This window comes from Methylobacterium sp. AC690, from assembly GCF_979256535.1.
Map to the genome: position 1 here is coordinate 55,440 of NZ_CEEDOX010000021.1, position 21,465 is coordinate 76,904.

The following is a 21,465-nucleotide window of genomic DNA, read 5'->3' on the forward strand; positions in this document are numbered from 1 at the left end:
TACGCGAAACGCCGCCGGCCCGAGGCGGGACGGCGGCGTTCGATGACTCCTGGCGCGATGCGGCGCTGGACTACTCGGCAGGTGCCGCCGCCGGAGCGGCACCCGGCTTGGGCGCCGGCTTGGGCGCGGACGTCTTGGCCGTACCGGTCGCGGCAGACGCACCCGCTCCGGCGGTCGGCGCTGCCTTGGGAGCCCATTCCGCATCGGCGCGAGGGCCGCCCGGGCCGTTGGTCGGGCCGGTGAGCTGGCCCGGCACCACGTCGTTGACCCGGTTCCAGGTCTGCGAGCCGCAGAGGAAGCCGAGGAGGCAGCCGCGCACCGACAGTTCCGTCGGCTGGTCGGACCACATCGTCACGTCGTAGAACTTGCCCTCGTCGGCGTTGTAGATCTTGCCGCCGTAATGGCCGTCCGGCTGCGGCTTCAGGCCCATGATCAGCTGAAGCCCCAGGGAGGGACGGGCCTGCTTCTTCGGATCGGGATTCTTGAAGTCGATGCGGGGCTGGCCCTGGTCGTTCAGGGGCACCTTCAGCCAGACGACGTAGCCGCACAGGTTGGAGTTCTGCGGTCCGCACCGCTCGGTGCGGATACGGGCGCGCCCGTCCTCGGTGAGCCAGGTGCCGCTGGCGTCGTTGGGGGCGGCAGCCAGGGCGAGGCCCGGCAGAACGGCGGCAACGAGCCCAGCCAGGGGCGCCAGCCGGCGCGCGGCGCCCGCGATGGTGGATCGATTCGTCATGCTTCCAACAACCCTCATGCGCTCGCCCCGTGGCGATCCGCCCTCGTCCGCAGGACGGCAAGCGCTTGTCACGTGATGCCTCGCCATCCGACGCGAAGGTGACGGGATCATGGCCGGCAGCCACCGAATCCTGCAGATTCGTCGTGACGACGTGGCGTTATCTTCGGGACCGAAGCCGGCTCAGGCCGAAGTCTTGATGTTTGATGGATCGTCCAGGCCTGCCAGGGCGAACCAGCCCATCGGCTCCTGCACGGACACGGACCGCCGGCGGCCGCGATCGTCGGCAGTGCCGCGAACGATCCGCCGGGGACCGCGTTTACGGCCGTGCTTCTCGGGGATGGCGGACGAACGGATGACGGATGGATCGGTCGGGATGGGGCGGCGCCTCGAAGCGGCGGACATCCGTCTCGGCGTTTCGCTCGCGCGCGCCAAGGACACCCGCCGGGTGCGGGCCCTGGCGGCGGCCAGCGAGGCGGGCGGCTGGAAGTGGCTGCTCGCGCTCTCCGGCGGAACCCTCGCCCTCGGCGTGCTGAGGCGGGACCCCCGTCTGGCCGAGGCCGGCCGGCACATGCTCGTCTCCGGCATGCTGGCGGCGGTCACCAAGACCACGGTGAAGCGCGTCGTGCACCGGACCCGGCCCAACGTGCTGATGGATGAGGGCCTCTACGAGAAGGGCTGGTTCGGGCCGAATGTCGGGCCCTGGCAGTCGTTTCCCTCGGGTCACTCGGCCCTGAGCGTCGCGGTGGCGACGGCGGCGGGCCGGGCCTATCCCGAGATCCGGGGCGTGGCGACGGCGGCGGCCCTCGGGGTCGTGGCGGTCCAGGTCCTGCGCGGCGCGCACTTTCCGGTGGACGTCGCCGCCGGGGCGCTGATCGGGTTCTCGGCCGAGGCGGTCGACCACCGGATTGCCCTCGGGCGGGACGGTGTCGCCGGTCTGGCGGCGCGCGGTATACCAGGATGATCGCGGCGAGGTCGCGCGGCATCGCGTGCCGGGAACGCCGCGACGCGCCCTCCGGTTGACGCGGCATTCCATCGGAGATGCCGCGTGACCGACAACCCCCTGACGACCTATCCCGGCCCGCCCTTCGAGGCCCAGCCGCAGAGCTTCCCCGGCAAGACCGGCAAGATGGTGCCTGAGCCCGATCACGGCGAGGAGAGCTACCGCGGCTCGGGCAAGCTGACGGGCCAGGCCGCGCTGATCACCGGCGGCGATTCCGGCATCGGCCGGGCGGTGGCCATCGCCTTCGCCCGCGAGGGCGCCGACGTGGCGATCGCCTACCTGCCCGAGGAGCAGGCGGATGCCGAGGCGGTGGCCGGCTGGATCGAGAAGGCGGGCCGGCGCGCCCTGCTGCTGCCGGGCGACCTGAAGGACCGGGCCCATGGCCCCGACCTCGTGGCGCGCACGGTCGCCGCGTTCGGCCGCCTCGACGTGCTGGTGAACAACGGCGCCTTCCAGCAGCCGAACCAGGGGCTCGACGCCATCGAGGACGCGGTCTTCGAGGACCATTTCCGCACCAACGTGTTCGGGCCGTTCTACGTGACCAAGGCCGCCCTGCCCCACCTGAAGCCCGGGGCCTCGGTGATCTTCACCTCCTCGGTGAACTCCAAGCACCCGATGCCCTCGCTGATGGCCTACAGCGCCACCAAGGGAGCGCTCAGCAACATGGTCCTGAGCCTGGCGCAGCTCCTGGCCGAGAAGGGCATCCGGGTGAACGGCGTCCTGCCGGGGCCGATCTGGACGCCGTTCATCCCGGCGGGGATGAGCGAGGATTCGGTGACGTCCTTCGGCAGCCAGGTCCCGTTCGGGCGCCCGGGCCAGCCGGCGGAGCTCGCCTCCGCCTACGTGATGCTGGCCTCGGCCGAGAGCAGCTACACCTCCGGCGCCCTCGTCACCGTGGCCGGGGCGATGCCGGTCCTCTGAGGCCCTTCGGCCGACACCTTTCGGCCGACACCCCTCGACCGGCCCCGGCCTCGGCGCCGGGGTCGGTCCGAAGGGCAGGCGCTCCGAACGGCGGTCCGAACGGTTCTGTCGGTTCGTGCGTTCCTGTGGCCTCGGAGGGGGGAGAAGCAGGATGCGCACCTGGAGGGCGATGGATCGGGCCCCGCATGACGGACGCTGGATCATCGCGATCCACCGGTCCGACCCGGACCGGCGCGCGGTGATCCGCTGGGATCCGGCGGGCCTCAGCGATCCGCGGCCCTGGCACGTCGCCTCCTGCCAGCACAGCTACCCCGCCGACGCCTTCACGGACTGGATGGACTTCCCCGACTGTCCCCCGTCCGCCGAGGACCGCGAACCCGGCACCGCAGGAGGTCACGATGGCGCGCGAAGCGATGGGTCCCCTCACCCTGGACGTTGAGCCCTGCCCCGAGGACGCCACCCGCTACCGCTGGACCGTCCGGGAGGCGGACCAGGCGGTGCGGAGCGCCCCCTACTCCCTGCCCGACGCGGAGGCCGCCCTGCGCCAGGGCCGCGCGGCGATGGCGGAGGCGGCCGACCTGTGCCGCGACACCGAGATCCGTGCGCCGGACTGAGCCGGCCGGAGGACCTGACGGCGCCGGAGACCCCACCGGTGGTGGGAGCCGGCGCCGGCCTGGATGCCCGCGGACGGGTCAGACCCGATATTTCTTGGCGACGGGTCAGACCCGATATTTCTTGGCGACGGGTCAGACCCGATATTTCTTGGCGAGGAGATGCAGCCCGACGACCGCGCCGAGGGCGGCGGCCGCGAAGAAGCCCGTGCGATGACGGTCGGTGAACATCTCCCAGCTTCCGGAGCGGGCACGCGCGTCGAAGCGGCCATGGGCGCCGTAATCGCCGGGCACCGGCGCGAACAGATTGGCCGGGGCATTGCCCGGCAGGCGCCTGTCCGTCAGCTGGCTGCTGTAGCCCGTCCTGGCAAGGTAGCGGTCCAGCAGCCCGGGCGCGATGCGGTTGGCGAGGATCGCCTGGACGGTGGGGTAGCCGACCCAGACCTCCCGGCGGCGGTGCTCCGCCGCGAAGACGATGGCGCGCGCCGGGACCTCGGGCTGGTAGATCGGCGGGACGGGCTGGGCACGGCGGCCCATCTTGTTCATCGCCCAATCGAATTGCGGCGTATTCACCGCCGGCAGGTCGACCGTGGTGAGCTGGATCGCGAGCTTGTCGTGGATCAACTCGGAGCGCAGGGAATCCGTGAAGCCCCGGATCGCCGATTTCGCCCCGCAATAGAGCGCCTGCAGCGGCACGGAGCGGTAGGCCAGCGCCGAGCCCACGTTGATGATGGTGCCGCGATTGCGGGGGCGCATCCGCTTCAGCGCACTCATCATTCCGTAGACCTGGCCGAGATAGGTCACCTGGGTGGCGCGCTCGGCTTCGGCCGGCGTCAGTTCGTGGACGGGCGCGAAGACGGTCGCCATGGCCACGTTGACCCAGATGTCGATCGGGCCGAGTTCCGCCTCGACGCGATCGGCGGCGCGTTCGACGGCCTCGGCATCGGCGACATCGGTGGGCACGGCCAAGGCCCGCACGCCGTACCCCCGGACCGCCGCCGCCGCGCGCTCCAGCCGGCCGGGATCCCGGGACAGGAGGGCGACGTCGTAACCCCGACGCGCGAACGCGTCCACCGTGGCGCGGCCGACCCCCGCGCCTGCCCCCGTGACGACGACGATACCGACCATGAGGCTTCACTTTCTTGCTTGGGTTTGGGTCGAAAATCCGGATCAAACAGTGATTGTCTTCGACATCAAATGTTCTTGATCTGATCGTGCGACTATAGATCCGATCGTTTCAACAACAGTTCCACCCAACATCTGGGGTCGCTGCGATGTTCCATTTGCCCCGAGGGTGATGCGGCCATCGTTCTAGCCTGCTGCGTTGGGCTTCCCTGCGGCGAAGCGGTCCATGCGCGCCAGCCCTGCTTCGAGGAGCATGTGCGGCAGCGTCAACGCTGCGAGCAGTTGCAGCGTGAGGCCCACGAGCCGGACCGCCGGATCGCCCCGATGGACCGGCCACAGGGCCGCACCGATCAGCACGGTCAGGAGCGTCGTCGGCAAGGCCCGCCACCAGGCGCTCGCCCCGTCGCGCACCCGGGGGACGCGGGTGGGATGCCGGATGAGGGCGGCCGTATGGGCCGGGGCATGGACGACGACGAAGTAGAGGGCGAAGGCGACGAGGGGCGGCAGAACCCAGAAACAGAGGCTCAGGGCCAGCGGCAAGGCCAGCCGACCGACGTCGCCCTCGCGGATGGCCAGCGCGACCCATGCGCTCGCCAGCGGCAGCCACAGCAGGCTCGCCCAGACCAGCCACGGGGGCGGGACGGTCCAGGCCAGGCCCGTGGCCGCGGACAGGACCCGCGCCGTCGCGTCGGGATGGAGCAGGACGGGGAGCGCGATGGGCAGACCGCCCCGGACGAGGGCTGGCAGGCCGCCGCCTTCGCTCTCCTCCGTGCCGAAGTGCCAGACGGAGAGCGCCAGGAAGCCCGCCAGCGTCGCTTCGGGCACCCGTTGCCACGCGACCAGGACGCCGGCCATCAGGGCGAGGTAGGGGGTCGCGAAGGCCGGGAACCACGCCCGGCCCAAGCGGCGGCGCAGCAGCGTGCGCCCGATCTCGACGTCGAGGGCCCCGTGCGGCACGCCGAGCACGACGATGATGCCGACGGCACAGACCCATTGGACGGACCATGGCCCGAGCGGGCAGGCCAGCAGGATCGGCAGAGCGATCCCGCAGGGAAGGGCGGCGCCGGGCGGGAGGAGCGGCGCCCGCCCGCCCGGCCCGCGCATCAGGCGGCCCGCCGGAGGGGCGTGGTGCCCGCCGGAGTCTCGGCCAGGTCCCGGTCCGTCGCCTTCGTGTCCGAGACCACGGCCATGTAGCCGTAGACGACCTTGGCGACGGTATCGAGGGTCGCGATCACCAGCACGCTGGCGGCGTCGCCGACGAGGCCGAGGCCGTCGGGGGCCACCGCCAGGATCACCGGGTAGACCAGCCAGACCACCGACAGGATCGCGGCATTGCGCCGGTAGGTCGCCCGGACGTCGTCGCGCTCAGCGGCGTTGGCGTCCATCTGCGACTTCCAGATGACGTAGTAGACGCCGAGGAAGGCCACGCAGGAGACGAGGAACCAGGTCCACTTGGTCCAGCCCTGCAGCGAGGCGCCGAAGGCGAACGCCGTGACGATCATCATCACGTCGGCCAGCACCGCCCCCGTGATGGCCCCGTAATCCTTGCGCACGTGGCGCATGGCGGTCAGCCCGAGCGAGACCAGGAGCAGCGGCGTGGTGAAGGTCCAGTCGATGTAGCGCGCGAAGTAGAACACCCGGGTCGGCGTCGCGGCCCCGGCCGCCACGGCGTCGGTGGTCGGCAGGAGCACGAGGCCCTGGCCGGTGGCCATCGCCAGGTACGAGCACGCCGCGATGATGGGCACGATCCCGTGCAGCAGGGTGTGAAGGCTCTCCGTTGGTGTGCGGCGCTTGCCCGTGACGAGGATCAGAAGACCACCGCCAAGCATGATGAAGGTCGTGATCCACAGTATCGTGTTGGAACTCATGGTGAAGCCTCTTCGCGCCGCATGAAATACAGCGTCCGGTGCCTAACCTGCCAATGTCGACTGCGATACGACTTCGGTTTTTCGTCTGTCCCGATGCGTTGATAAATATCAAGAACAGGCCCGAACTTGTCTACGGTCACGAAAGCGTTATCCGGGGACGCGAAGGACGGGATCGATCAGCGACCGTCCTTCGTTTCGGGGACATCCGTCGCCTTCGCGACGCCGGCCGGCACAGCCGCCACCCGAGGCGGATCGACCCGGGATCGTCGAGCGAAGGGGGCCGCGCGTCGTCGGCGGAAGACGGGACGTCCGGCCGCCGTTACTCGGCCGGCACGCGGCATTCCGAGAACAGCAGCGACGTGAGGTCGTCGCCCAGGTGAAGAAACGTCGCGTCGAACTCGGCCACGTCCATTAAGCGGCGCGGATCGAGGATGCTGAGGGTCCGGCCATTCAGCTCGATCAGGCCGCGTGACCGCAGCACCGCGAGCGAGCGGTTGAAATGGACGGGCGTGATCCCGAGGAAATCCGCGATCTGGCTCTGGGTGATGGGGATCGGGCAACAGAGATCGCCGGCCAACCCGGCCACCTCCTGGCGCAGATACATCTCGCAGACGAAGTGGGCCGTCCGACCGATCGCCGACCGGCGCCCGAGGCACATCACCCGCTCGCGATACAGCGACGTATCGATGAGCGTGTCGCGCCAGAGGGCGGCCATGACGCGGGGGTGCCGCGCGATCAGCCCGAAGAGCGCGGTGTGCGGAACGAAGGCGAGCGTACTCGCCGTGATGCTCGCCAGCGTGTGATCGAGCTGGGGGAGGAACAGGTGCTGCAGGTCCGGGAGATCCCCCGGGATATACAGGAGCAGGATCTGTCGCGCGCCGTCGCCGAGCGTCCCGTAGCGGTGAACCCAGCCGTCCAGGACGAGGCAGCAATAGGTTGGCTTCTCGCCGGACCGGAAGATGTCTTCCCGGGCGCCGAAGCGACGGATGGTGAAGGGCAGGCCGCGGAGCGCCGCCCGGTCGTCCGCATCGAGAGCCGACGTCCTGTCCAGCTTGGCCTGCAGCATCCCCATCGCGGAAGCGTCGTCGAAAGTCACACCATCCCCCTGCTGGCATCGGATCGTTCGGCGGGGCGGCGAAGCCAGGTTCCCGGACCGCTCCCCGCTCCCCCCGGGCGCAGGCCGTCGGGCCTCCCCCCGTCCCGGCCTTCGGGAGCGAGCCCCGAACGGCCGGTGTCCCCCTCAGGCGCGCGCCAGGGCGGGCAGGTCCGCGCCGGCCTCGATCGCCGCCGCCGGGGGCAGGCGGCCGAGGCCGAGGAGGTGCAGGAAGGCGGTGAAGGCCGGGTTGCGGCCGATGCTGCAGGCGGCGGTCACCCGGTCGCCCGTGGCGTAATAGGCGATGAAGTCGAGGGCGTCGGGGTCGCCCTGCAGGATGATCCGGTCGAACCCCTTGGCGTAGCCGCCGTAATCGAGCCGCTTGTCGCCCTGGTTGCTCCAGAAGAACGGCACGCCCGCGAAGGCACCGCCCCGGCCGAGGATGGCCCGGGCCACATGGGTGCCGTGCTGCTGCGCGAGGCGCCAATGCTCGATCCGCGCGGTCTCGCCGCTCGCCACCTCCGGGAAGGCGGCGATGTCGCCCGCGATCCAGACGCCCTGCGCGAGGGCGAGGTCGCCGCCGACCGTGAGGCCGCCATCCGCCTCGGGCGTGACGCCCGCGACCAGGCCGGTCTCCGGCTCGGCGCCGGCGCCGATGAGCACGATGTCGGCCGGGAGGCGCCGTCCGTCCTCCGTCTCGACCGCCTCGACCCGACCGCTGCCGGTGATCGCGGCGACGGAGCCGGTCTCGAAGCCGACGCCGTTGCCCGCATGGTACCGCTTCAGCGCCGCGCCCACCCGCTCGCCGAAGCGCTTGGCGAAGGGGATGTCCTCGCGCGCCAGCACGGTGACGGCGAGCCCGCGCTTCCTCAGGAACGCGGCGGCCTCCAGGCCGATGAAGCCGGCCCCGACGACGACGACCGATTGGGCCGCGCCCGCCGCCGCGCTCACGGCGACCGCGTCGTCGAGGCTGCGCAGGGTGAAGACCCCGTCGAGGTCCTGGCCGGGGAAGTCCGGCACCACCGCCCGGCTTCCGGTGGCGACCAGGATCGCGTCGGCCGTCAGGGTCCGGCCGTCCGCCAGGGTGACGCTGCGCTGGGCGGGATCGACGCGGGTGACCGCTGCGGTGACGCGCTCGACCCGGTTGGTCCGGTCGAAGTCGGGCTCGATCCGCACCTTGTCCGGCGGGGTCGGCTTGGCCAGGAACTGCTTCGAGAGCTTGGTCCGGTCGTAGGGCGCGTGCGCCTCCCGGCCCACCAGGGTGATCCGGCCGTCATAGCCCTCGCGGCGCAGGGTCTTGACGCAGGCGACGGCGGCCGCCCCCGAACCGACGACGAGCACCTGCGCCACGGGCGCGCCCGCGGTTTTCTCGGTTTTCTCGATCTTGGAGGTCTTGTCGGTCTCGGCCGGCTCCGGCGTCAGGGTCGCGACGGCGTCCGCCCCCTCGATCCGGACCGGGTAGCGCGTCAGGGCGTCGAGGGCCGGCGGCTCCTCCAGGCTGCCGTCGGCCAGGGCGAAGGCGGCCTTGTGCCAGGGGCAGTAGAGGCGTCCGCCGCAGATCTCGCCCTTGGCCAGCGGCGCGCCGAGATGCGGGCACTTGGCCTGGAACGCCCGCACGCCGGCGGCGTCGCGCACGAACAGCGCTGTCTCGTCGCCGGCCGCCCCCTCGGCCATGCCCCCCATCGGGATCGCGTCGAGGGCGAGGCGGATCTCGGTTGCGGACATGGCTGGCATCGCTCCTGGCACGCGCCGTCGCGCCCGGCCGGTCAAGTCGCCGGACCCGGTCCGGTTGCAGCGTGCGACATCGCGGGCCCGGCCTGCCGCGGGGCCCCTATCCGATCCGCGCCGTGCGGCGCAGGCGGCGCCAGCCCAGCACCACGCCCGAGAGGGCGATGCCCGCGCCGAGGCCGTTGAGGAGCCACATCACCGCGTCCCAGGCCGGCCGGGCCTGGAACAGGAAGGCGAAGTCCAGGCGGTGGGGCGCCTCGAACAGCCAGCGCTGGAGCCGGCCGCTGGCATCGAGGCGGTCGAGGAGCGCGCCGGTCTCGGGGTCGATGTGCAGCCAGGTCGCGGCCGGGTCGTCGAAGCGCACCCGCAGGACCGGCAGCGTCCGGGTGTCGTGGTGGGAATACCAGTAGGCATCGGGGGCCGTCAGGGTCGCGACCCCGGCGATGCGGGCCTCCGGCAGGGCGCGGGCGGCCGCCGCGCGCAGCGCCGCTTCCGGGGGCGCCGGCGCCACCAGCCGGCGGCCCTGCGCATCGGCGGCGATCCGCACCGGCCGGCCGTCGACCTGCGTGAACCGGACCTCGACGATCCCCGGCCGCGCCAGGCCGTCCAGGGCCTCGCGGCCGATCGGCGCCGGGGGGCCCGCATAGGCCTCCGCCATCGCCGCCGGGGGCGTGCGGGGCGAGAACCAGCGGTTCGGGTTCATGGAGAGCCAGCCGCTGGCGACGAAGCTCAGGAGGCTCAGGCCCCCGAGGGTGCCTAGGAGATGGTGCCAGCGGGCGAGCCCGCGATAGGGCGTCACCGCCCCGGAGGCGTAGGGCCGGCGCAGGCGCAGGCGCCAGATCCCCAGGACGAGGCCGCCGAGCACCCCGGCGGTGGCGAGGCCGGAGACCCACAGCACGGTGCCGCGCCAGAGCTCGGCCCGCGCCCGCAGGGGGGTCGGGTAGAACCAGTGCGGGATCGCCCCGAGCCAGTTCCACAGGCGCTCCCGGCGGGTGGTGTCGAGGACGACCGCGCCGGTGCGGGCCGAGACGTAGAGCTCGGTGCCGGCGGCGTCCCCGAGCGCCACCACGTGGAAGGGACGCACCGGGTCGTAGCGGTCGCGCACGGTCCATGGGTCCCGGCGCACCGCCCGCACGGTGGCGTCCGGCCCGAACGGGGCCCGGGCCGCGGCGGCGTCGAGGGGGCCGAGGGCCTGCCCGGTCTGGGCCGAGACCGGGTGCCGGGCGCCCGCGCGGGTGGTGACCTGGTAGACCGGCGCCCCGGCCCGCATCGACAGGCTGAGGCCGCCGGGGGGGCGCCGCGAGGCCGGCCCGGGCCAGGGCCTCGTCCGGGCCGAGGAGGACCCGGTCCCAGGCGATCGGCGCGAGGCGGGACAGGCGCTCGGCCTCGGTCAGGGCCGGGAAGGCCACGTAGAGCATCACCAGTCCCGACAGCACCCAGGCGGCGAGGAACAGGCCCGTGGCGATGCCGAGCCAGCGGTGGCCGAGGATCAGCCAACGCTTCAGGGATTTGAGCCGCATCAGAACCGGACGCTGTAGGCGACCTCGACGGAGCGCGGCCGGCCCAGCAGCCAGTTGGTGCCGACCCCGTTCACCGCGTTGCCGCTGATCGCGTAGATCGTGTCGAACAGGTTGTAGGCGCGCAGCGACAGGCGCGAATCCGGCGTGACCTGGTGGTCGAGCCCGGCATTGACCAGGGTGTAGGCCGGGCGCGGGGCCTGGTTGCCGAAATCGCTGAAGGTCTCGCCCACGTGCTGCAGGCCGACCCGCGCCTCCCAGGCCGGGGCGAAGGCCCAATTGACCCAGAGGTTGCCGACCCGCTCCGGCACGTCGATGGGCTGGCGCCCGGCAAAGGACACCACGGTGCCGCCGACCGCCTGGTCGAAGCGGTCGTACTGGGCGTGCAGCAGCGCCAGGTTGGCGTCGATGCGCCAGGCCTCGGCGAGGTGCAGGCTCACCGCCGCCTCGACCCCGACGGAGGATTGCTGCCCGACCTGGGTCGCACGCGTCGGCTCGCCCGGCACCGTCGAGATCAGGTTGTCCTTGACGATGCGGTAGCCGGCCAGGGTCCACTCGGCCCGGCCGCCGAAGGCGACGCCCTTGGCGCCGACCTCCACCTGCTCGCCGGTGGAGAGCCGGAAGGTGGCGAGACTCTGCGACAGCGAGATCAGGCTGCTCACCGGGTCGGTGGCGGTGGCGTACTGGGCATAGAGCGCCAGCAGCGGCGTCGGGTTGTAGACGGCGCCGAAGCGGTAGCTCAGGGCCCGGAAGTCGCGGTCGAAGCTGGCGCCGGTGACGAGGTCGGTCCGGTGCAGGACGGGCGCGTCGTAGCGCACGCCCGCCAGCAGGGAGACCTGGTCGGAGAGGATCAGGCGGTTCTCGGCGAAGACCGAGGCCTGCGAGGTGCGGGTGGCGTAGGCCGGCCGGGCCCGGCCCTCGGCGGGGAACAGGCCGGGGTCGTAGGCGAAGGGATCGACGCTGGTGAGGGTGTCGAAGAAGAAGTTGTTGGTGTGCCGGAAGGCGATGTGGTTCACGTCGAACCCGGCCAGGACCTCGTTGCGGAAGCCGAACAGGCTGCCGCGGACCGTGGCGTCGAGGCGGTTCCCGATCTGCTCCTGGCTGTGGTAGATCTCGATGTAATTGGAGCGGTCGATCCGCCCGGTGTCGCGGTTGAAGGCGGTCTGCTCCACGTCCCGCCACTGGCGCCGGCTCTGGAGCCGGTAGGCGGTGTTGCGCACGGTGACGTCGGCGCTCGGCGTCCACTCGGTGCGCAGCTGCGTCCAGTTGTCGGTCCAGAGGACCTGGGCGTCGCGGACGTTGTAGTTGTTGAACCGGATGGCTTCGAGGATGCGCCCGTTGACGAGGGGCGTGCCCCAGTAGCGGGTCGGCTCCTGGTAGCCGAAATCATGGCTCAGGGTGACGGCGAGGTCCGGCGTCGCCTGCAGGGTCAGGGCACCCGAGACCGCGAGGTTGCGGAAGCGGCCGTCCGGCGCGATCCAGCCCTCGGCGCGGTTGCCGCTGATGTTGAGGCGATAGGCCAGGGCCTCGCCGATGGGGCCGCCGGAATCGAGGGCGAGCCGCGCGAGGCCGTCCGAGCCCAAGGCCGCGCGGGCCTCGTTCAGGGGCGTGAAGACCGGCTTCTTCGTCACCACGTTGACCACGCCGCCGATGGCGCCGTCGCCGTAGAGCACCGAGGCCGGGCCGCGCAGCACCTCGATGCGCTCGACGTTCCAGGTGTCGAACGGGAAGGTCACGGTGCCGGCGCCCACGAACAGGCGGGTGCCGTCGTAGAGCTGCTGGATCGAGTTGGGGCCGGCGAAGCCCCGGGCCGTGAAGGCGCCGTTGCCGTTGCCCGGCGCCGCCACCGTGGTGATGCCGGTGGCGTTCTGGGTGACGGCCTCCGCCACGGTGTTCTGGCCGCGCAGGCGCGTGGTCTCGCCCGCGATCACGTCGACGCTGGCGGGGGTCTCCAGGGGCGTCAGCCCGAGGCGACTGGCGCTGCGGCCGACGCTGCGCAGGTTGAGGCCCTCGGCGGGCGGCGGGCCGCCCCGGCCGGAGCCCGAGACCTCCAGGGTCTCCAGGGTCACGGCCGGCGGAGCCTCCCGAGTCTGGACTTCCCGAGTCAGGATTTCCCGGGTCTCGGCCTCGGCGGCGATCGGCATCAGGCCGCCGAGCAGGGCCGCCAGGGGCAGGACGTGTCGCGGGGGCAAGCTCTGGCCTGGCCGCGACCCGCGCGGGTGCGCGGTTCGGGACGGGATGGGGGCGACGGGCATGGGACAACCGGGGATGGGCGCGGGCATCGGTCGGGGCCGACCTGCCGTCTTCGCTAGACTGAATGTTATAACATTACAATCGTGCGCGGGGACCCCAAGGGGGCTTGTCCGCGGCGCAGCCGGGTCCGGACCGCGCGGGGCGGCCGGAGGGAGCATGCGGGGGCGGGGCGCGCGGGCGAGGACGGGCATCGACGGGACGGCTGACGCGACGGGTCGCGCGAAGTGGCACGTCACCGCGAACGAGGCCGGCGCGGATGCCACGCGGCATCCACCCCCGACACCCACCAGGACACCCCGCCCGATGCGTTTCGCGTGTGACCACGACTGACGGCAGGTCTCCTGGCTCGCGGGTCACCGCCCTCCCATCGTCTTCCCAGGTCCGAGAACCCAGTGACGTGCTGATGAGGAACTCGCCGCTTACAGTTGCGGGGGCAGCCGCGGCCTCGGGCGCTCGCCCTCACCGCGTTCCCTTTTGATCCTCGCTAAAGAGGAACCGTCGCGGATAAGCTAGGCCGTTTCCGGGGCCGCCGTCAAACCCTCCTGGATCCGCCAGGAGCCCTCCGGAGGGGCGGCCGCGCGCCGATCGGGGGACAAATCCCGCGGTGGAGCGTTGGCCCAGCAGGGAGAACCGAGCTGTGACGCTGTGAGCGAGACTGAAGGAGTAGAGCGCACGATGTCCGAGGATGGGATCACGTTCGAGCGGATTCGCGAGCGCGCCCATGAGATCTGGGAGCGCAATCATCGTCCCGAGGGGTTCGAGGTCGAGTTCTGGCTGATGGCCGAGCGGGAACTGCGGGCCGAGCGTGCCCGCAACGCCCCGAAGCCGGCCGCGCCGGCGCAGGAGGACGCCGCGCGTTCCTGACACCTGGGCGCCGGGCGCAGGCGCGGGGGCGGGTCGCCTCAGCCGTCGGCGGGCGGCGCCGGCTCCGCGTCCGCGAACAGGATCTCGTGGGTGAGCGGATCGTAGAAGCGCATCAGGTCCCGGACGAGGTCCCTGGCGGGGACCTCGAGGGCGGCGGCCCAGGCGCGGTAGCGATCCGGCGGGATGCGTCCGCGTCCGGTCTCGAGCTGCGAGATGAAGGTGTAGTACTCGGCCCCGACCAGGGCAGCGAGCTGGCGCTGGGACAGGCCGCGTGCCTCGCGCAGGTTCTTCAGGAAGCGGCCGCCCTCCCGGCGCAGTTCCAGCACCCCCTCCGAATCCAGCCGTTGGTGGTGAGCGTACACGCGGGACATCCCTCCTCGGGCCGTGATGGTTGGGGCACGATCAATTTGTACAGTAAATACCATATAGAGCAGGACCCGGGAGACTGTCCAGACGGCGCGAGCCCGGCCGGTTTCCGCAGGGCGCCTCGCTCATGACGTCGAGGCGATTACGCCGAGGCTCAGACGGTGCGGTGACGCCGCCGCGCTCGGGCCGCGCCGTTCGACGCCCGTGATCCGGCGGGGCCGGTGGCAAGTTTGTTGGAAACAGTCCAGACTGCGCTATCATCCGTGGATGAAGAATTCAGGCATGGGATTGCCTGGGACGTTCGGATCGGGCGTCGCCGGCGCCCGCACAGGGATGCAGAGTCCAGCATGAGCACGCAGGCGACGCGGTCGGTGTTGAGCGACGGCTTGCGTGCGATGCGGCCCGTACTGGCGACGGCGGTCGCCTTCGGGTTCTTCATCAACCTGCTGCTCTTCGTCAGCCCGCTCTACATGCTGCAGATCTATGATCGCGTCCTGCCGAGCCGGAACGAGACCACGCTCATGGGCATCACCCTGATCGCGGTCTTCGGCCTCGGCGTCTACGCCGCGCTGGAGATGCTGCGGTCGCGGCTTCTCGTGCGCGGCGGCCTGATCTTCGACCGGCGCGTGGCCGACCCGATCTTCGATGCCGCGCATCGCGGGGCGCTGCTGCGGCCCGGCGCCCAGCACGACACCGTGCTGCGGGACGTGGACATCCTGCGCGAGTTCCTGACCGGCAGCGGCATCCTGGCCTTCTGCGACCTGCCCTGGGCTCCGATCTTCCTGGTGGCCTGCTTCCTCCTGCATCCCTGGTTCGGCGCGATGGCGCTGGTCGGCGGCGGGCTCATCCTGGGGCTGACGCTGCTCAACGAGGTGGCGACGCGGCACGCCCTCGAATCGGCCAGCCGCGTCTCCCGGCTCGCCGGGCAGCAGGCCGGGGCGAGCTTCCGCAACGGGGAGGTGCTGCGGGCGATGGGCATGCTGGGGGCCATGCGGGCCCTCTGGCGCGGCCGCCACGACGAGGTGCTGCTGCTCCAGGCGCGGGCGAGCGACCGGGCCGGCCTCATCGTCGCGGGCACGAAGTTCGTGCGCCTGCTCCTCCAGCTCCTCGTCCTCGGCGTCGGCGCCTACCTCGCCATCCACCGGGAGATCACCGGCGGCGCGATGATCGCGGCCTCGATCATCATCGGCCGGGCGCTGGGGCCGATCGAGGCGGTGGTGGGCAACTGGAAGGGCTTCACGGCGGCCCGCGCGAGCCATCGCCGCCTCGCCGAACTCCTCGCCGTGGCGGGGCCGGAGCCGGCGCGGCTGTCCCTGCCCCGCCCGCGCGGGCTGATCGAGGCCGAGGCCCTGTCGGTGGCGGCCCCCGGCGCGTCCCGGGCGATCCTGCAGGGCGTCGGCTTCCGGATCGAGCCCGGACAGCTCGTGGGCATCATCGGGCCGAGTGCCGCCGGCAAGTCGACCCTGGTCCGGGCGATGACCGGGATCTGGCCGCTGACCGGCGGCAGCCTGCGCATCGACGGCGCGGAGCTGGGCCACTGGGATCCGCAGGACCTCGGCCGGCACGTCGGCTACCTGCCGCAGGACGTGGAGCTGTTCGACGGGACGGTGGCGCAGAACATCGCGCGCTTCGGGCCCGCGGAGGATGCGGCGATCCTCGCCGTGGCCCGGCGCGCCGGCTGCCACGACCTGATCCAGGCCCTGCCCGACGGCTACAACACCGTGATCGGCCCGGGCGGCCACGGCCTGTCCGGCGGCCAGCGCCAGCGCATCGCCCTCGCCCGCGCGCTCTACGGCGATCCGAGCCTGATCCTCCTCGACGAGCCGAACGCCAGCCTCGACCAGCCCGGCGAGGCGGCCCTGATGCGGGCCCTGGCGGCCCTGCGGGCGAACGGGACCACGGTGGTGATCGTGACCCACAAGGTCGCCCTCCTGGCCGATGCCGACGCCGTTCTGGTGCTGAATGCCGGCCGCGTGCAGAGCTTCGGCCCGGCCGAGTCGATCCTGGGGGCCCTGGTCGGACCGCGCTCCGTGCCCCACGTCGTTCCGGCGGCCGGGGTCACGGCGCTGCCCGAGCCGCGCCGGAGCTTCGACGCCCAGCGGAGCGCGGGGTGAGCCATGGCGCGGCCGCACGCTCCCGCCCTGACACAGGCACCGGCCGTCTCCCCGGTCACGCCGCCGGGACTGCCCCCGGCGGGCGACGTCTCCCGCCTGGTGGATTGGCGCTGGTACGCGGCGGCGGGCTACCTCCTCATCCTGGCGAGCTTCGGGGTCGCCGGCGGCTGGGCGGCCTTCGCGCGCCTCGACCGCGCCGTCATCAGCCCCGGGGTGATCGTCGCCGAGGGCAGCCGCAAGAGCGTGCAGCACCTGGAGGGGGGCATCGTCCAGGAGGTGCTGGTCAAGGAGGGGCAGAGCGTCCGGGCGGGCGAGGTCCTGCTGCGGGTCGATCCCCTGCAGTCGCGGGCCAGCGCGGACCTGTTCCGCGGCCAGCTCGACGCCGCCCTGATCCTCGAGGCCCGGCTCAGGGCCGAGCAGGCCGCCGGCGCCCGCCTCGACCTGCCGCCCGAGATCGCGGAGCGGCGGAGCGAGGCCGCCATCGCCCGGATGATCGACGACCAGGCGAGCCAGCTCGCCGAGCGCCAGGCCTCGTTCCAGCTGCAACTCTCGCTCACCGAGGCCAAGATCACGCAGCTGCGGACCGAGATGTCCGGGCTGGCGGTGGAGAAGACGGCCGTCGAGCAGCAGGTCGGCCTGATCCAGCAGGAGCTGGAGGGCCTGCGCGCCCTGCGCGAGAAGGATCTGATTCCCCTGTCCCGGGTGCTGATGATGGAGCGCGAGCGCACGCGGCTCTCCGGCGTGATCGGGCGCTCGGTCGCGGAGACGGCCAAGGCGCAGAACGGCATCAGCGAGGCCGGGATGCAGGCCGCCCAGCTCCGCCAGAAGCGGCAGGAGGCCCTGACGGCCCAGCTGCTGGAGACCCGCCAGCGCATCGTCGAGCTGCGCGAGAAGCTCGTCGTGGCGCAGGACGTCCTGCGCCGGCACGAGGTCCGGGCCTCCCACCCGGGCGTGATCCAGGACCTCAAGGTCTACACCATCGGCCAGGTCATCCGCTCCGGCGAGCCCCTGATGGAGATCGTGCCCACCAGCGACCGGCTGGTGGTCAGCGTCCAGTTCGCGCCCAACGACCTGGAGGCCGTCCAGGCCGGCATGCGGGCCGAGATCAAGTTCCCGGCCTTCCAGAGCCGGCGGATGCCGACCCTCCTCGGCACCGTGACCCTGGTCTCGCGCGATCGCCTGCTCGATGAGCGGACGAGGCAGCCCTACTTCGCCGGCACCGTCGAGATCGACGAGCGCCAGCTGCCCGAGACGGTGCGCCCGCGCCTCGTCGCGGGCCTGCCGGCCGAGATCACGGTCTCGGCCGGCGAGCGCACGGCCCTGGAATATCTCCTGGGTCCGTTCTTCGACGCGCTCGGGCGCGCCTTCCACGAGCGATAGGACCGGCGGATCGTGACGAACGCGGGAGAGGGATTCCAATGAGTGCGGTGCTCTCGTTCTTCCGGCCGGCGCAGACGAGCCGGGGCGGCTGGTCGCAGCAGGAGCTCGCGGAGTTCTACCGCGTCGAGGCGGCGCTGATCCGGGCGGGCCTGCCGGTGGCCAGCGAGCAGGGCCTGAGCGACGAGGCCGAGCCCTGGTTCGTCTTCTGCCGCCCGGACGGCGACGAGATCCTGCACGTCGCCCGGATCGACGGCCGCTACGTCGTCGCCTCGCCGGCCTTCGACGCACCGATGTGGGGCAGCGACTTCCGCGCGCTGATCAACCAGATCGCGCAGAGCCACGCCGATCTCCTGCCGATCCCGCGGGGCGGCGCGGGCACCCGGCTCACCGTCCATCCCGCGGCCCTCCTGGCCGCCCTCGTGGCCGCGGCGGCCCTCGCCCTGGCTCCGGACGAGGCCCGGGCGGAGGCGCTGGCGGACACCGGCCCCGTGCCGGGCCCGGCGACCCGCCCGCAGCCGGCCGCCGAGGCCCTGCCGGACGGCGCCGCCGCCGAGCGGGACGGCCAGCGCAAGCAGATGGACGCGATCGTGTTCTCCGCGATGATCTTCGCCGCGACCGCCTTCGCGCCCGATCCCGCCGCCGCGCGCCCCGCCGAGCAGGCCGCGTCCGATGCGGCGGCCTCCGGGGCGGTGAACTCCGGACACGGGGATGCCGCCGGCGGCTCGGCGTGGGAGCGCGCCGAGGCGGCCGCGACCGCCGGCGCCCCGGGCGGCGTCGGGGCGGCCGGGCCGATGGGCAGCGGCGCGTCCGCGTCGACTTCCCACGAACCGGTCGCCCCGGCCGCACCCGCCGGACGGCCGGACGCCGCCGGCCCGGGCCCCGGATTCGCGTCCCCGGCGCGCGATCCCGGCCATGCCGCCCTCGACGCGGACGGCCAGCCGCACGGGCGGGCCGCGGACGCGGAGCTGTCCCGCACCGCCGGGGCGCCGAAGCCGGCCGAGGCCGTCGCGGAGACCGGCCCGGCGCGGGCCGGCGACGGCGGCCCGGGGGCGGCTACGCCGCGTTCGCCCGAGTCCGTGACGACCGCGACGCGGGCGCTGGACGCGCCCGCACACGAGGCCCCGACCGCCCAGGGCGCCTGGGCGCGTCCGACCCCGACCGCCGGCGAGTCCGAAACCGCCCGGGGCGAGACCCGGCCGGGGGGCGATGGCGGCGCCGGCAGGAGCGGAACCGCCGTGGCGTCGGACGGGACTCGCGGCCCGGACCGGGGCGAGGACGCTCCGGGCCGCGAGTCCGGTTCCGCCCGTCACGGTCCGGGCGAGGCGGGCGCCGGACCGGCCGCGCGCGCGGAGCGATCCGGCTCGGGCCCGTCCGGCTCCGGCGAGGACGGCGCGTCGCCTCCGCAGGTCAGCCAAGGCCAGGGTCGCCAAGGCGAGGGAAGACAAGGCGAGGGAAGACAAGGCGAGGGAAGACAAGGCGAGGGAAGACAAGGCGAGGCCGGCCGAGGCGAGGACGGTCGGGCCGACGCCGGCCTCGGCCACAGCGAGGACAGCGGCGGCTCCGATCGCGGCCTCGACCGCGGCGGTTCCGCGACCAGGACCGCTGTCCAGACCGACACCGCGGGCCAGACCGGGGGCGATGACCAGACCGGAAAGGGCGGCCAGGCCGCTCATGGCAGCCAGGAGGCACAGGGCAGCCAGGAGGCACATGGTGGCCAGGCCGCTCATGGCAGCCAGGAGGCACATGGCAGCCAGGAGGCACATGGCGGCCAGGAGGCACATGGCGGCCAGGAGGCACATGGCGGCCAGGAGGCACATGGCGGCCAAGGGGGCGGCGCGGCGCGGGCCGCGTCGGCATCCGCCGAACCGGAGTCCACCGCGTCCTCCCGCGCCGAGGGCGGGCCGTCCGAGCCGAACCAGGCCGCGTCGGATCATGCTGGCTCGGGTCATGCTGGGTCGATCCATGCCGCCGCGACCCATGCCGAGGCGATCCCCGTGACGTCCGCAGCCGCCGGGCCGCCGCAATCCGGCTCGACCGAGGACGCTGGGCCCGACCGGCCGGGCGTCGGCACCCGTCCCGAGACCGCCGGGCACGGGGCGGTCGCACCGGACGAGGGCGCGAGGGAATCGGAGCCGGCCCAGGGGAACGGTGACGCGGGCGCGAAGGGCGCGCAGGCGAACGTCGCGGATGCCGGGGTGAAGGCCGGGGCGGCCGACCACGCCAATCCGGCCGCGGAGGCCGGTCACGGTTACGGTTCCGGTCCGACCGGCGACGGCCACGCGGCCGCTGCGGACCGGGCCTCGACCCCGCAGGCCGCAGAGGCGTCGACGGCGCGGCACGCGGCGTCGGAATCGGCCCCGGTCGATGCGGCCCACCCGGCGGGGGAGGCTCCGGCGGCCGGCCCGGGTCCGGCGCACGCGGCATCGGCGGTCGCCGATCCCGCCACGGGCCAGCACGCGGGAGCCCCGGCCCCAGGAACCCCCGACACAGGAGCCCCGGACCTTTCATCCGGAGAGCCGGCCGCGCACGCCGCCGGGCCGGACCCGGTCAAGCACGCCGGTGTCCCCGTCGCGGCGAGTGTCCCCCTCGCCGCGAGCGTCGATTCCAGCGGCAACCTGGTCTTCGCCTCGGACGCGCAGCATGCCCCCGCGTCGCACTTAGGATCGGCCGGCGCGGGATCGGCCGGCGCGGGATCGGCAGCCGGGGGAGCGTCGTCGGCGGGACATGCCGCCCCGGGATTCGCGTCGACCGCGCCCGAACCGGCGGGCACGCCCGCGGAGGCCGGCCCCCATCCAGAGGTGGGCTTGGTGGGCCTGTCGGATCACGGCGGCGGCGGCCTGCACCATCCCGGGTTCCACGCCTGACCCAACGCCTGACCCGACCGGGAGCCCGCCTCACCCCGCAGGGTCCGGGAGCGCTCAGGGCAGTCCGAGGGCGTCGGGGAAGCTCTTGCGCGCCCGGCTGACCCGGCTCTTCACGGTGCCGACCTGGCAGCCCAGGACCTCCGAGGCCTCCTCGTAGGTCATGCCCTGGGCGGCCACGAGCAGCAGCGCCTCCTGCTGCGCCTCGGGCAAGGTACGGATGCGGGACCAGACCTCCCGCAGGGCAACCCGGTGCAGCTGATCGGCCAGCTCGATCAGCTGCCCGGCGGCGGCGCCATCGACGTCCTCCACCTCGCGGCGCGACTTCCGCTTCTCGGTGTAGAACTGGTTGCGCATGATCGTGAAGGTCCAGGCCTTCAGGTTGGTGCCGGGCCGGTAGCGCTTCTGGTTCTGCCACGCCTTCAGCAGCGTTTCCTGAACCAGATCCTCGGCCTGGTCCGCACCGTGCGCCAGCGACTGCGCGAAGCGCCTCAGGTCGGGCAGCAGCCCGAGGAGGTCCTCGCGGAAGGTGTCGGCCCCGGCGCCGGCGCCCTCGCCGGCCTGGAGGGCCGCCTCGAGACGGGACACCAGGATCAGGAGGTGTTCCGGGGTCCGGGCCCCGAAGCTCGCCGCGTAGAGGTTGCGCAAGCGCGCGCCCAATCCGAAGCGCTCGCCCGCCGCGATGATCGGGCGGCCCTCGGTTCTGGTCGGGATACGCTTGGCCCGATCGCCCCCGGTCTTGGCCCGATCGCCCTCGGCCAGACTGGCCTGGGCCGGATCGGCCTCGACGCCGTCGGCCCCGGGTGGGGCCCCGTCGACCTCGGGGGCGGTCAGCTCAGGCGAAAGCTCCAGAAGGAACACCATTCTCGACGCGGTCTCCATCGTGCCGATCCGTCCGTACAGCAAACATGTAATAGGCAGTCGCTGTATAACGATCAAGGGCGGGATGGGTTCGGTCCGGGACGGTGTCCGGACACGCGGAGCCGGGCATCCCCGTCGGCTTCGACCGCCGGTGCAGGCCGCCCGGCGAA

At 72.9% G+C, this 21,465-nt stretch carries 17 protein-coding genes and 1 riboswitch; of the genes, 7 read left to right on the forward strand and 10 right to left on the reverse strand.

Translation table 11 applies throughout. From position 1 onward, the window contains the following. Nucleotides 1–70 precede the first annotated feature (70 nt). Entirely contained in the window at nt 71–733 is a 663-nt protein-coding gene (locus tag AC0IY1_RS21405) for a DUF2147 domain-containing protein (protein WP_055951124.1), read from the reverse strand. 352 nt (nt 734–1,085) lie between these two features. Between AC0IY1_RS21405 and AC0IY1_RS21410 the strand changes: the two genes are divergently transcribed. The 3 genes from AC0IY1_RS21410 to AC0IY1_RS21420 all read left to right on the forward strand — a co-directional run bounded on the left by AC0IY1_RS21410 (nt 1,086) and on the right by AC0IY1_RS21420 (nt 3,268). Continuing rightward, a complete protein-coding gene (locus AC0IY1_RS21410; protein WP_471772243.1) occupies nt 1,086–1,694 on the forward strand; it encodes a phosphatase PAP2 family protein in 609 nt (202 codons plus the stop codon). Between the two features lie 84 nt (nt 1,695–1,778). Further along, entirely contained in the window at nt 1,779–2,654 is an 876-nt protein-coding gene (locus tag AC0IY1_RS21415) for an SDR family oxidoreductase (protein ID WP_055951128.1), read from the forward strand. Nucleotides 2,655–3,052: 398 nt separating this feature from the next. Next, a complete protein-coding gene (locus AC0IY1_RS21420; RefSeq protein ID WP_055951130.1) occupies nt 3,053–3,268 on the forward strand; it encodes a hypothetical protein in 216 nt (71 codons plus the stop codon). Between the two features lie 132 nt (nt 3,269–3,400). Here the strand turns inward: AC0IY1_RS21420 and AC0IY1_RS21425 are convergent, their stop codons facing one another. The 7 genes from AC0IY1_RS21425 to AC0IY1_RS21455 form a co-directional block, all read right to left on the reverse strand. After that, on the reverse strand, nt 3,401–4,393 hold the full coding sequence (locus tag AC0IY1_RS21425; RefSeq protein WP_103711022.1) for an SDR family oxidoreductase: 993 nt from the start codon (nt 4,391–4,393) through the stop codon (nt 3,401–3,403). A 183-nt stretch (nt 4,394–4,576) separates the two neighbouring features. Further along, nucleotides 4,577–5,494 carry a Brp/Blh family beta-carotene 15,15'-dioxygenase gene (locus AC0IY1_RS21430; RefSeq protein WP_055951134.1) on the reverse strand — a complete coding sequence of 306 codons (918 nt, stop codon included), beginning with the start codon at nt 5,492–5,494 and terminating at the stop codon, nt 4,577–4,579. After that, entirely contained in the window at nt 5,494–6,258 is a 765-nt protein-coding gene (locus AC0IY1_RS21435) for a bacteriorhodopsin (protein WP_471772246.1), read from the reverse strand. The genes AC0IY1_RS21430 and AC0IY1_RS21435 overlap by 1 nt, the downstream gene beginning before the upstream one ends. Nucleotides 6,259–6,577: 319 nt before the next feature. Next, entirely contained in the window at nt 6,578–7,330 is a 753-nt protein-coding gene (locus AC0IY1_RS21440; RefSeq protein WP_471772249.1) for a Crp/Fnr family transcriptional regulator, read from the reverse strand. 168 nt (nt 7,331–7,498) lie between these two features. Beyond that, nucleotides 7,499–9,076 carry an FAD-dependent oxidoreductase gene (locus AC0IY1_RS21445; RefSeq protein WP_471772251.1) on the reverse strand — a complete coding sequence of 526 codons (1,578 nt, stop codon included), beginning with the start codon at nt 9,074–9,076 and terminating at the stop codon, nt 7,499–7,501. A 106-nt stretch (nt 9,077–9,182) separates the two neighbouring features. Further along, nucleotides 9,183–10,349 carry a PepSY domain-containing protein gene (locus tag AC0IY1_RS21450; protein ID WP_471772253.1) on the reverse strand — a complete coding sequence of 389 codons (1,167 nt, stop codon included), beginning with the start codon at nt 10,347–10,349 and terminating at the stop codon, nt 9,183–9,185. Nucleotides 10,350–10,598: 249 nt separating this feature from the next. Next, entirely contained in the window at nt 10,599–12,740 is a 2,142-nt protein-coding gene (locus AC0IY1_RS21455; RefSeq protein ID WP_471772281.1) for a TonB-dependent receptor, read from the reverse strand. Between the two features lie 423 nt (nt 12,741–13,163). Then, nucleotides 13,164–13,364: riboswitch (cobalamin riboswitch) on the reverse strand. A gap of 160 nt (nt 13,365–13,524) precedes the next feature. On the opposite strand from AC0IY1_RS21455, the gene AC0IY1_RS21460 reads away from it, so the two are divergent. Beyond that, complete coding sequence (locus AC0IY1_RS21460) at nt 13,525–13,713, forward strand: DUF2934 domain-containing protein (RefSeq protein WP_055951146.1); 189 nt, start codon at nt 13,525–13,527, stop codon at nt 13,711–13,713. Nucleotides 13,714–13,751: 38 nt separating this feature from the next. Here AC0IY1_RS21460 and AC0IY1_RS21465 read toward each other — a convergent pair whose 3' ends face one another. After that, the gene (locus tag AC0IY1_RS21465) at nt 13,752–14,075 is read right to left on the reverse strand and encodes a helix-turn-helix domain-containing protein (RefSeq protein WP_055951170.1); all 324 of its coding nucleotides are present in this window, start codon (nt 14,073–14,075) and stop codon (nt 13,752–13,754) included. Nucleotides 14,076–14,426: 351 nt separating this feature from the next. On the opposite strand from AC0IY1_RS21465, the gene AC0IY1_RS21470 reads away from it, so the two are divergent. The 3 genes from AC0IY1_RS21470 to AC0IY1_RS21480 are packed head-to-tail and all read left to right on the forward strand — an operon-like array spanning nt 14,427 to nt 20,437. Beyond that, entirely contained in the window at nt 14,427–16,193 is a 1,767-nt protein-coding gene (locus tag AC0IY1_RS21470) for a type I secretion system permease/ATPase (protein WP_471772255.1), read from the forward strand. A 3-nt stretch (nt 16,194–16,196) separates the two neighbouring features. Next, the gene (locus AC0IY1_RS21475) at nt 16,197–17,573 is read left to right on the forward strand and encodes an HlyD family type I secretion periplasmic adaptor subunit (protein ID WP_471772257.1); all 1,377 of its coding nucleotides are present in this window, start codon (nt 16,197–16,199) and stop codon (nt 17,571–17,573) included. Between the two features lie 38 nt (nt 17,574–17,611). Further along, nucleotides 17,612–20,437 (forward strand): DNA polymerase III subunit gamma/tau domain-containing protein, encoded by a 2,826-nt coding sequence (locus tag AC0IY1_RS21480; protein WP_471772260.1) that lies wholly within the window; start codon nt 17,612–17,614, stop codon nt 20,435–20,437. Between the two features lie 54 nt (nt 20,438–20,491). On the opposite strand, the gene AC0IY1_RS21485 is transcribed toward AC0IY1_RS21480, so the two are convergent. Further along, entirely contained in the window at nt 20,492–21,298 is an 807-nt protein-coding gene (locus AC0IY1_RS21485; protein WP_471772262.1) for a sigma-70 family RNA polymerase sigma factor, read from the reverse strand. Nucleotides 21,299–21,465: the final 167 nt, after the last annotated feature.

Excerpts from the sequence above, each read along its gene's own strand:
- AC0IY1_RS21485 (WP_471772262.1), bottom strand. The coding sequence starts at position 21,298 with ATGGTGTTCCTTCTGGAGCTTTCGCCTGAGCTGACCGCCCCCGAGGTC.
- AC0IY1_RS21475 (WP_471772257.1), top strand. The coding sequence starts at position 16,197 with ATGGCGCGGCCGCACGCTCCCGCCCTGACACAGGCACCGGCCGTCTCC.
- AC0IY1_RS21440 (WP_471772249.1), bottom strand. The coding sequence starts at position 7,330 with ATGGGGATGCTGCAGGCCAAGCTGGACAGGACGTCGGCTCTCGATGCG.
- AC0IY1_RS21445 (WP_471772251.1), bottom strand. The coding sequence starts at position 9,076 with ATGTCCGCAACCGAGATCCGCCTCGCCCTCGACGCGATCCCGATGGGG.
- AC0IY1_RS21405 (WP_055951124.1), bottom strand. The coding sequence starts at position 733 with ATGACGAATCGATCCACCATCGCGGGCGCCGCGCGCCGGCTGGCGCCC.
- AC0IY1_RS21450 (WP_471772253.1), bottom strand. The coding sequence starts at position 10,349 with ATGCGGGCCGGGGCGCCGGTCTACCAGGTCACCACCCGCGCGGGCGCC.
- AC0IY1_RS21410 (WP_471772243.1), top strand. The coding sequence starts at position 1,086 with ATGACGGATGGATCGGTCGGGATGGGGCGGCGCCTCGAAGCGGCGGAC.
- AC0IY1_RS21430 (WP_055951134.1), bottom strand. The coding sequence starts at position 5,494 with ATGCGCGGGCCGGGCGGGCGGGCGCCGCTCCTCCCGCCCGGCGCCGCC.
- AC0IY1_RS21455 (WP_471772281.1), bottom strand. The coding sequence starts at position 12,740 with ATGCCGATCGCCGCCGAGGCCGAGACCCGGGAAATCCTGACTCGGGAA.
- AC0IY1_RS21460 (WP_055951146.1), top strand. The coding sequence starts at position 13,525 with ATGTCCGAGGATGGGATCACGTTCGAGCGGATTCGCGAGCGCGCCCAT.
- AC0IY1_RS21420 (WP_055951130.1), top strand. The coding sequence starts at position 3,053 with ATGGCGCGCGAAGCGATGGGTCCCCTCACCCTGGACGTTGAGCCCTGC.
- AC0IY1_RS21425 (WP_103711022.1), bottom strand. The coding sequence starts at position 4,393 with ATGGTCGGTATCGTCGTCGTCACGGGGGCAGGCGCGGGGGTCGGCCGC.
- AC0IY1_RS21480 (WP_471772260.1), top strand. The coding sequence starts at position 17,612 with ATGAGTGCGGTGCTCTCGTTCTTCCGGCCGGCGCAGACGAGCCGGGGC.
- AC0IY1_RS21470 (WP_471772255.1), top strand. The coding sequence starts at position 14,427 with ATGAGCACGCAGGCGACGCGGTCGGTGTTGAGCGACGGCTTGCGTGCG.
- AC0IY1_RS21435 (WP_471772246.1), bottom strand. The coding sequence starts at position 6,258 with ATGAGTTCCAACACGATACTGTGGATCACGACCTTCATCATGCTTGGC.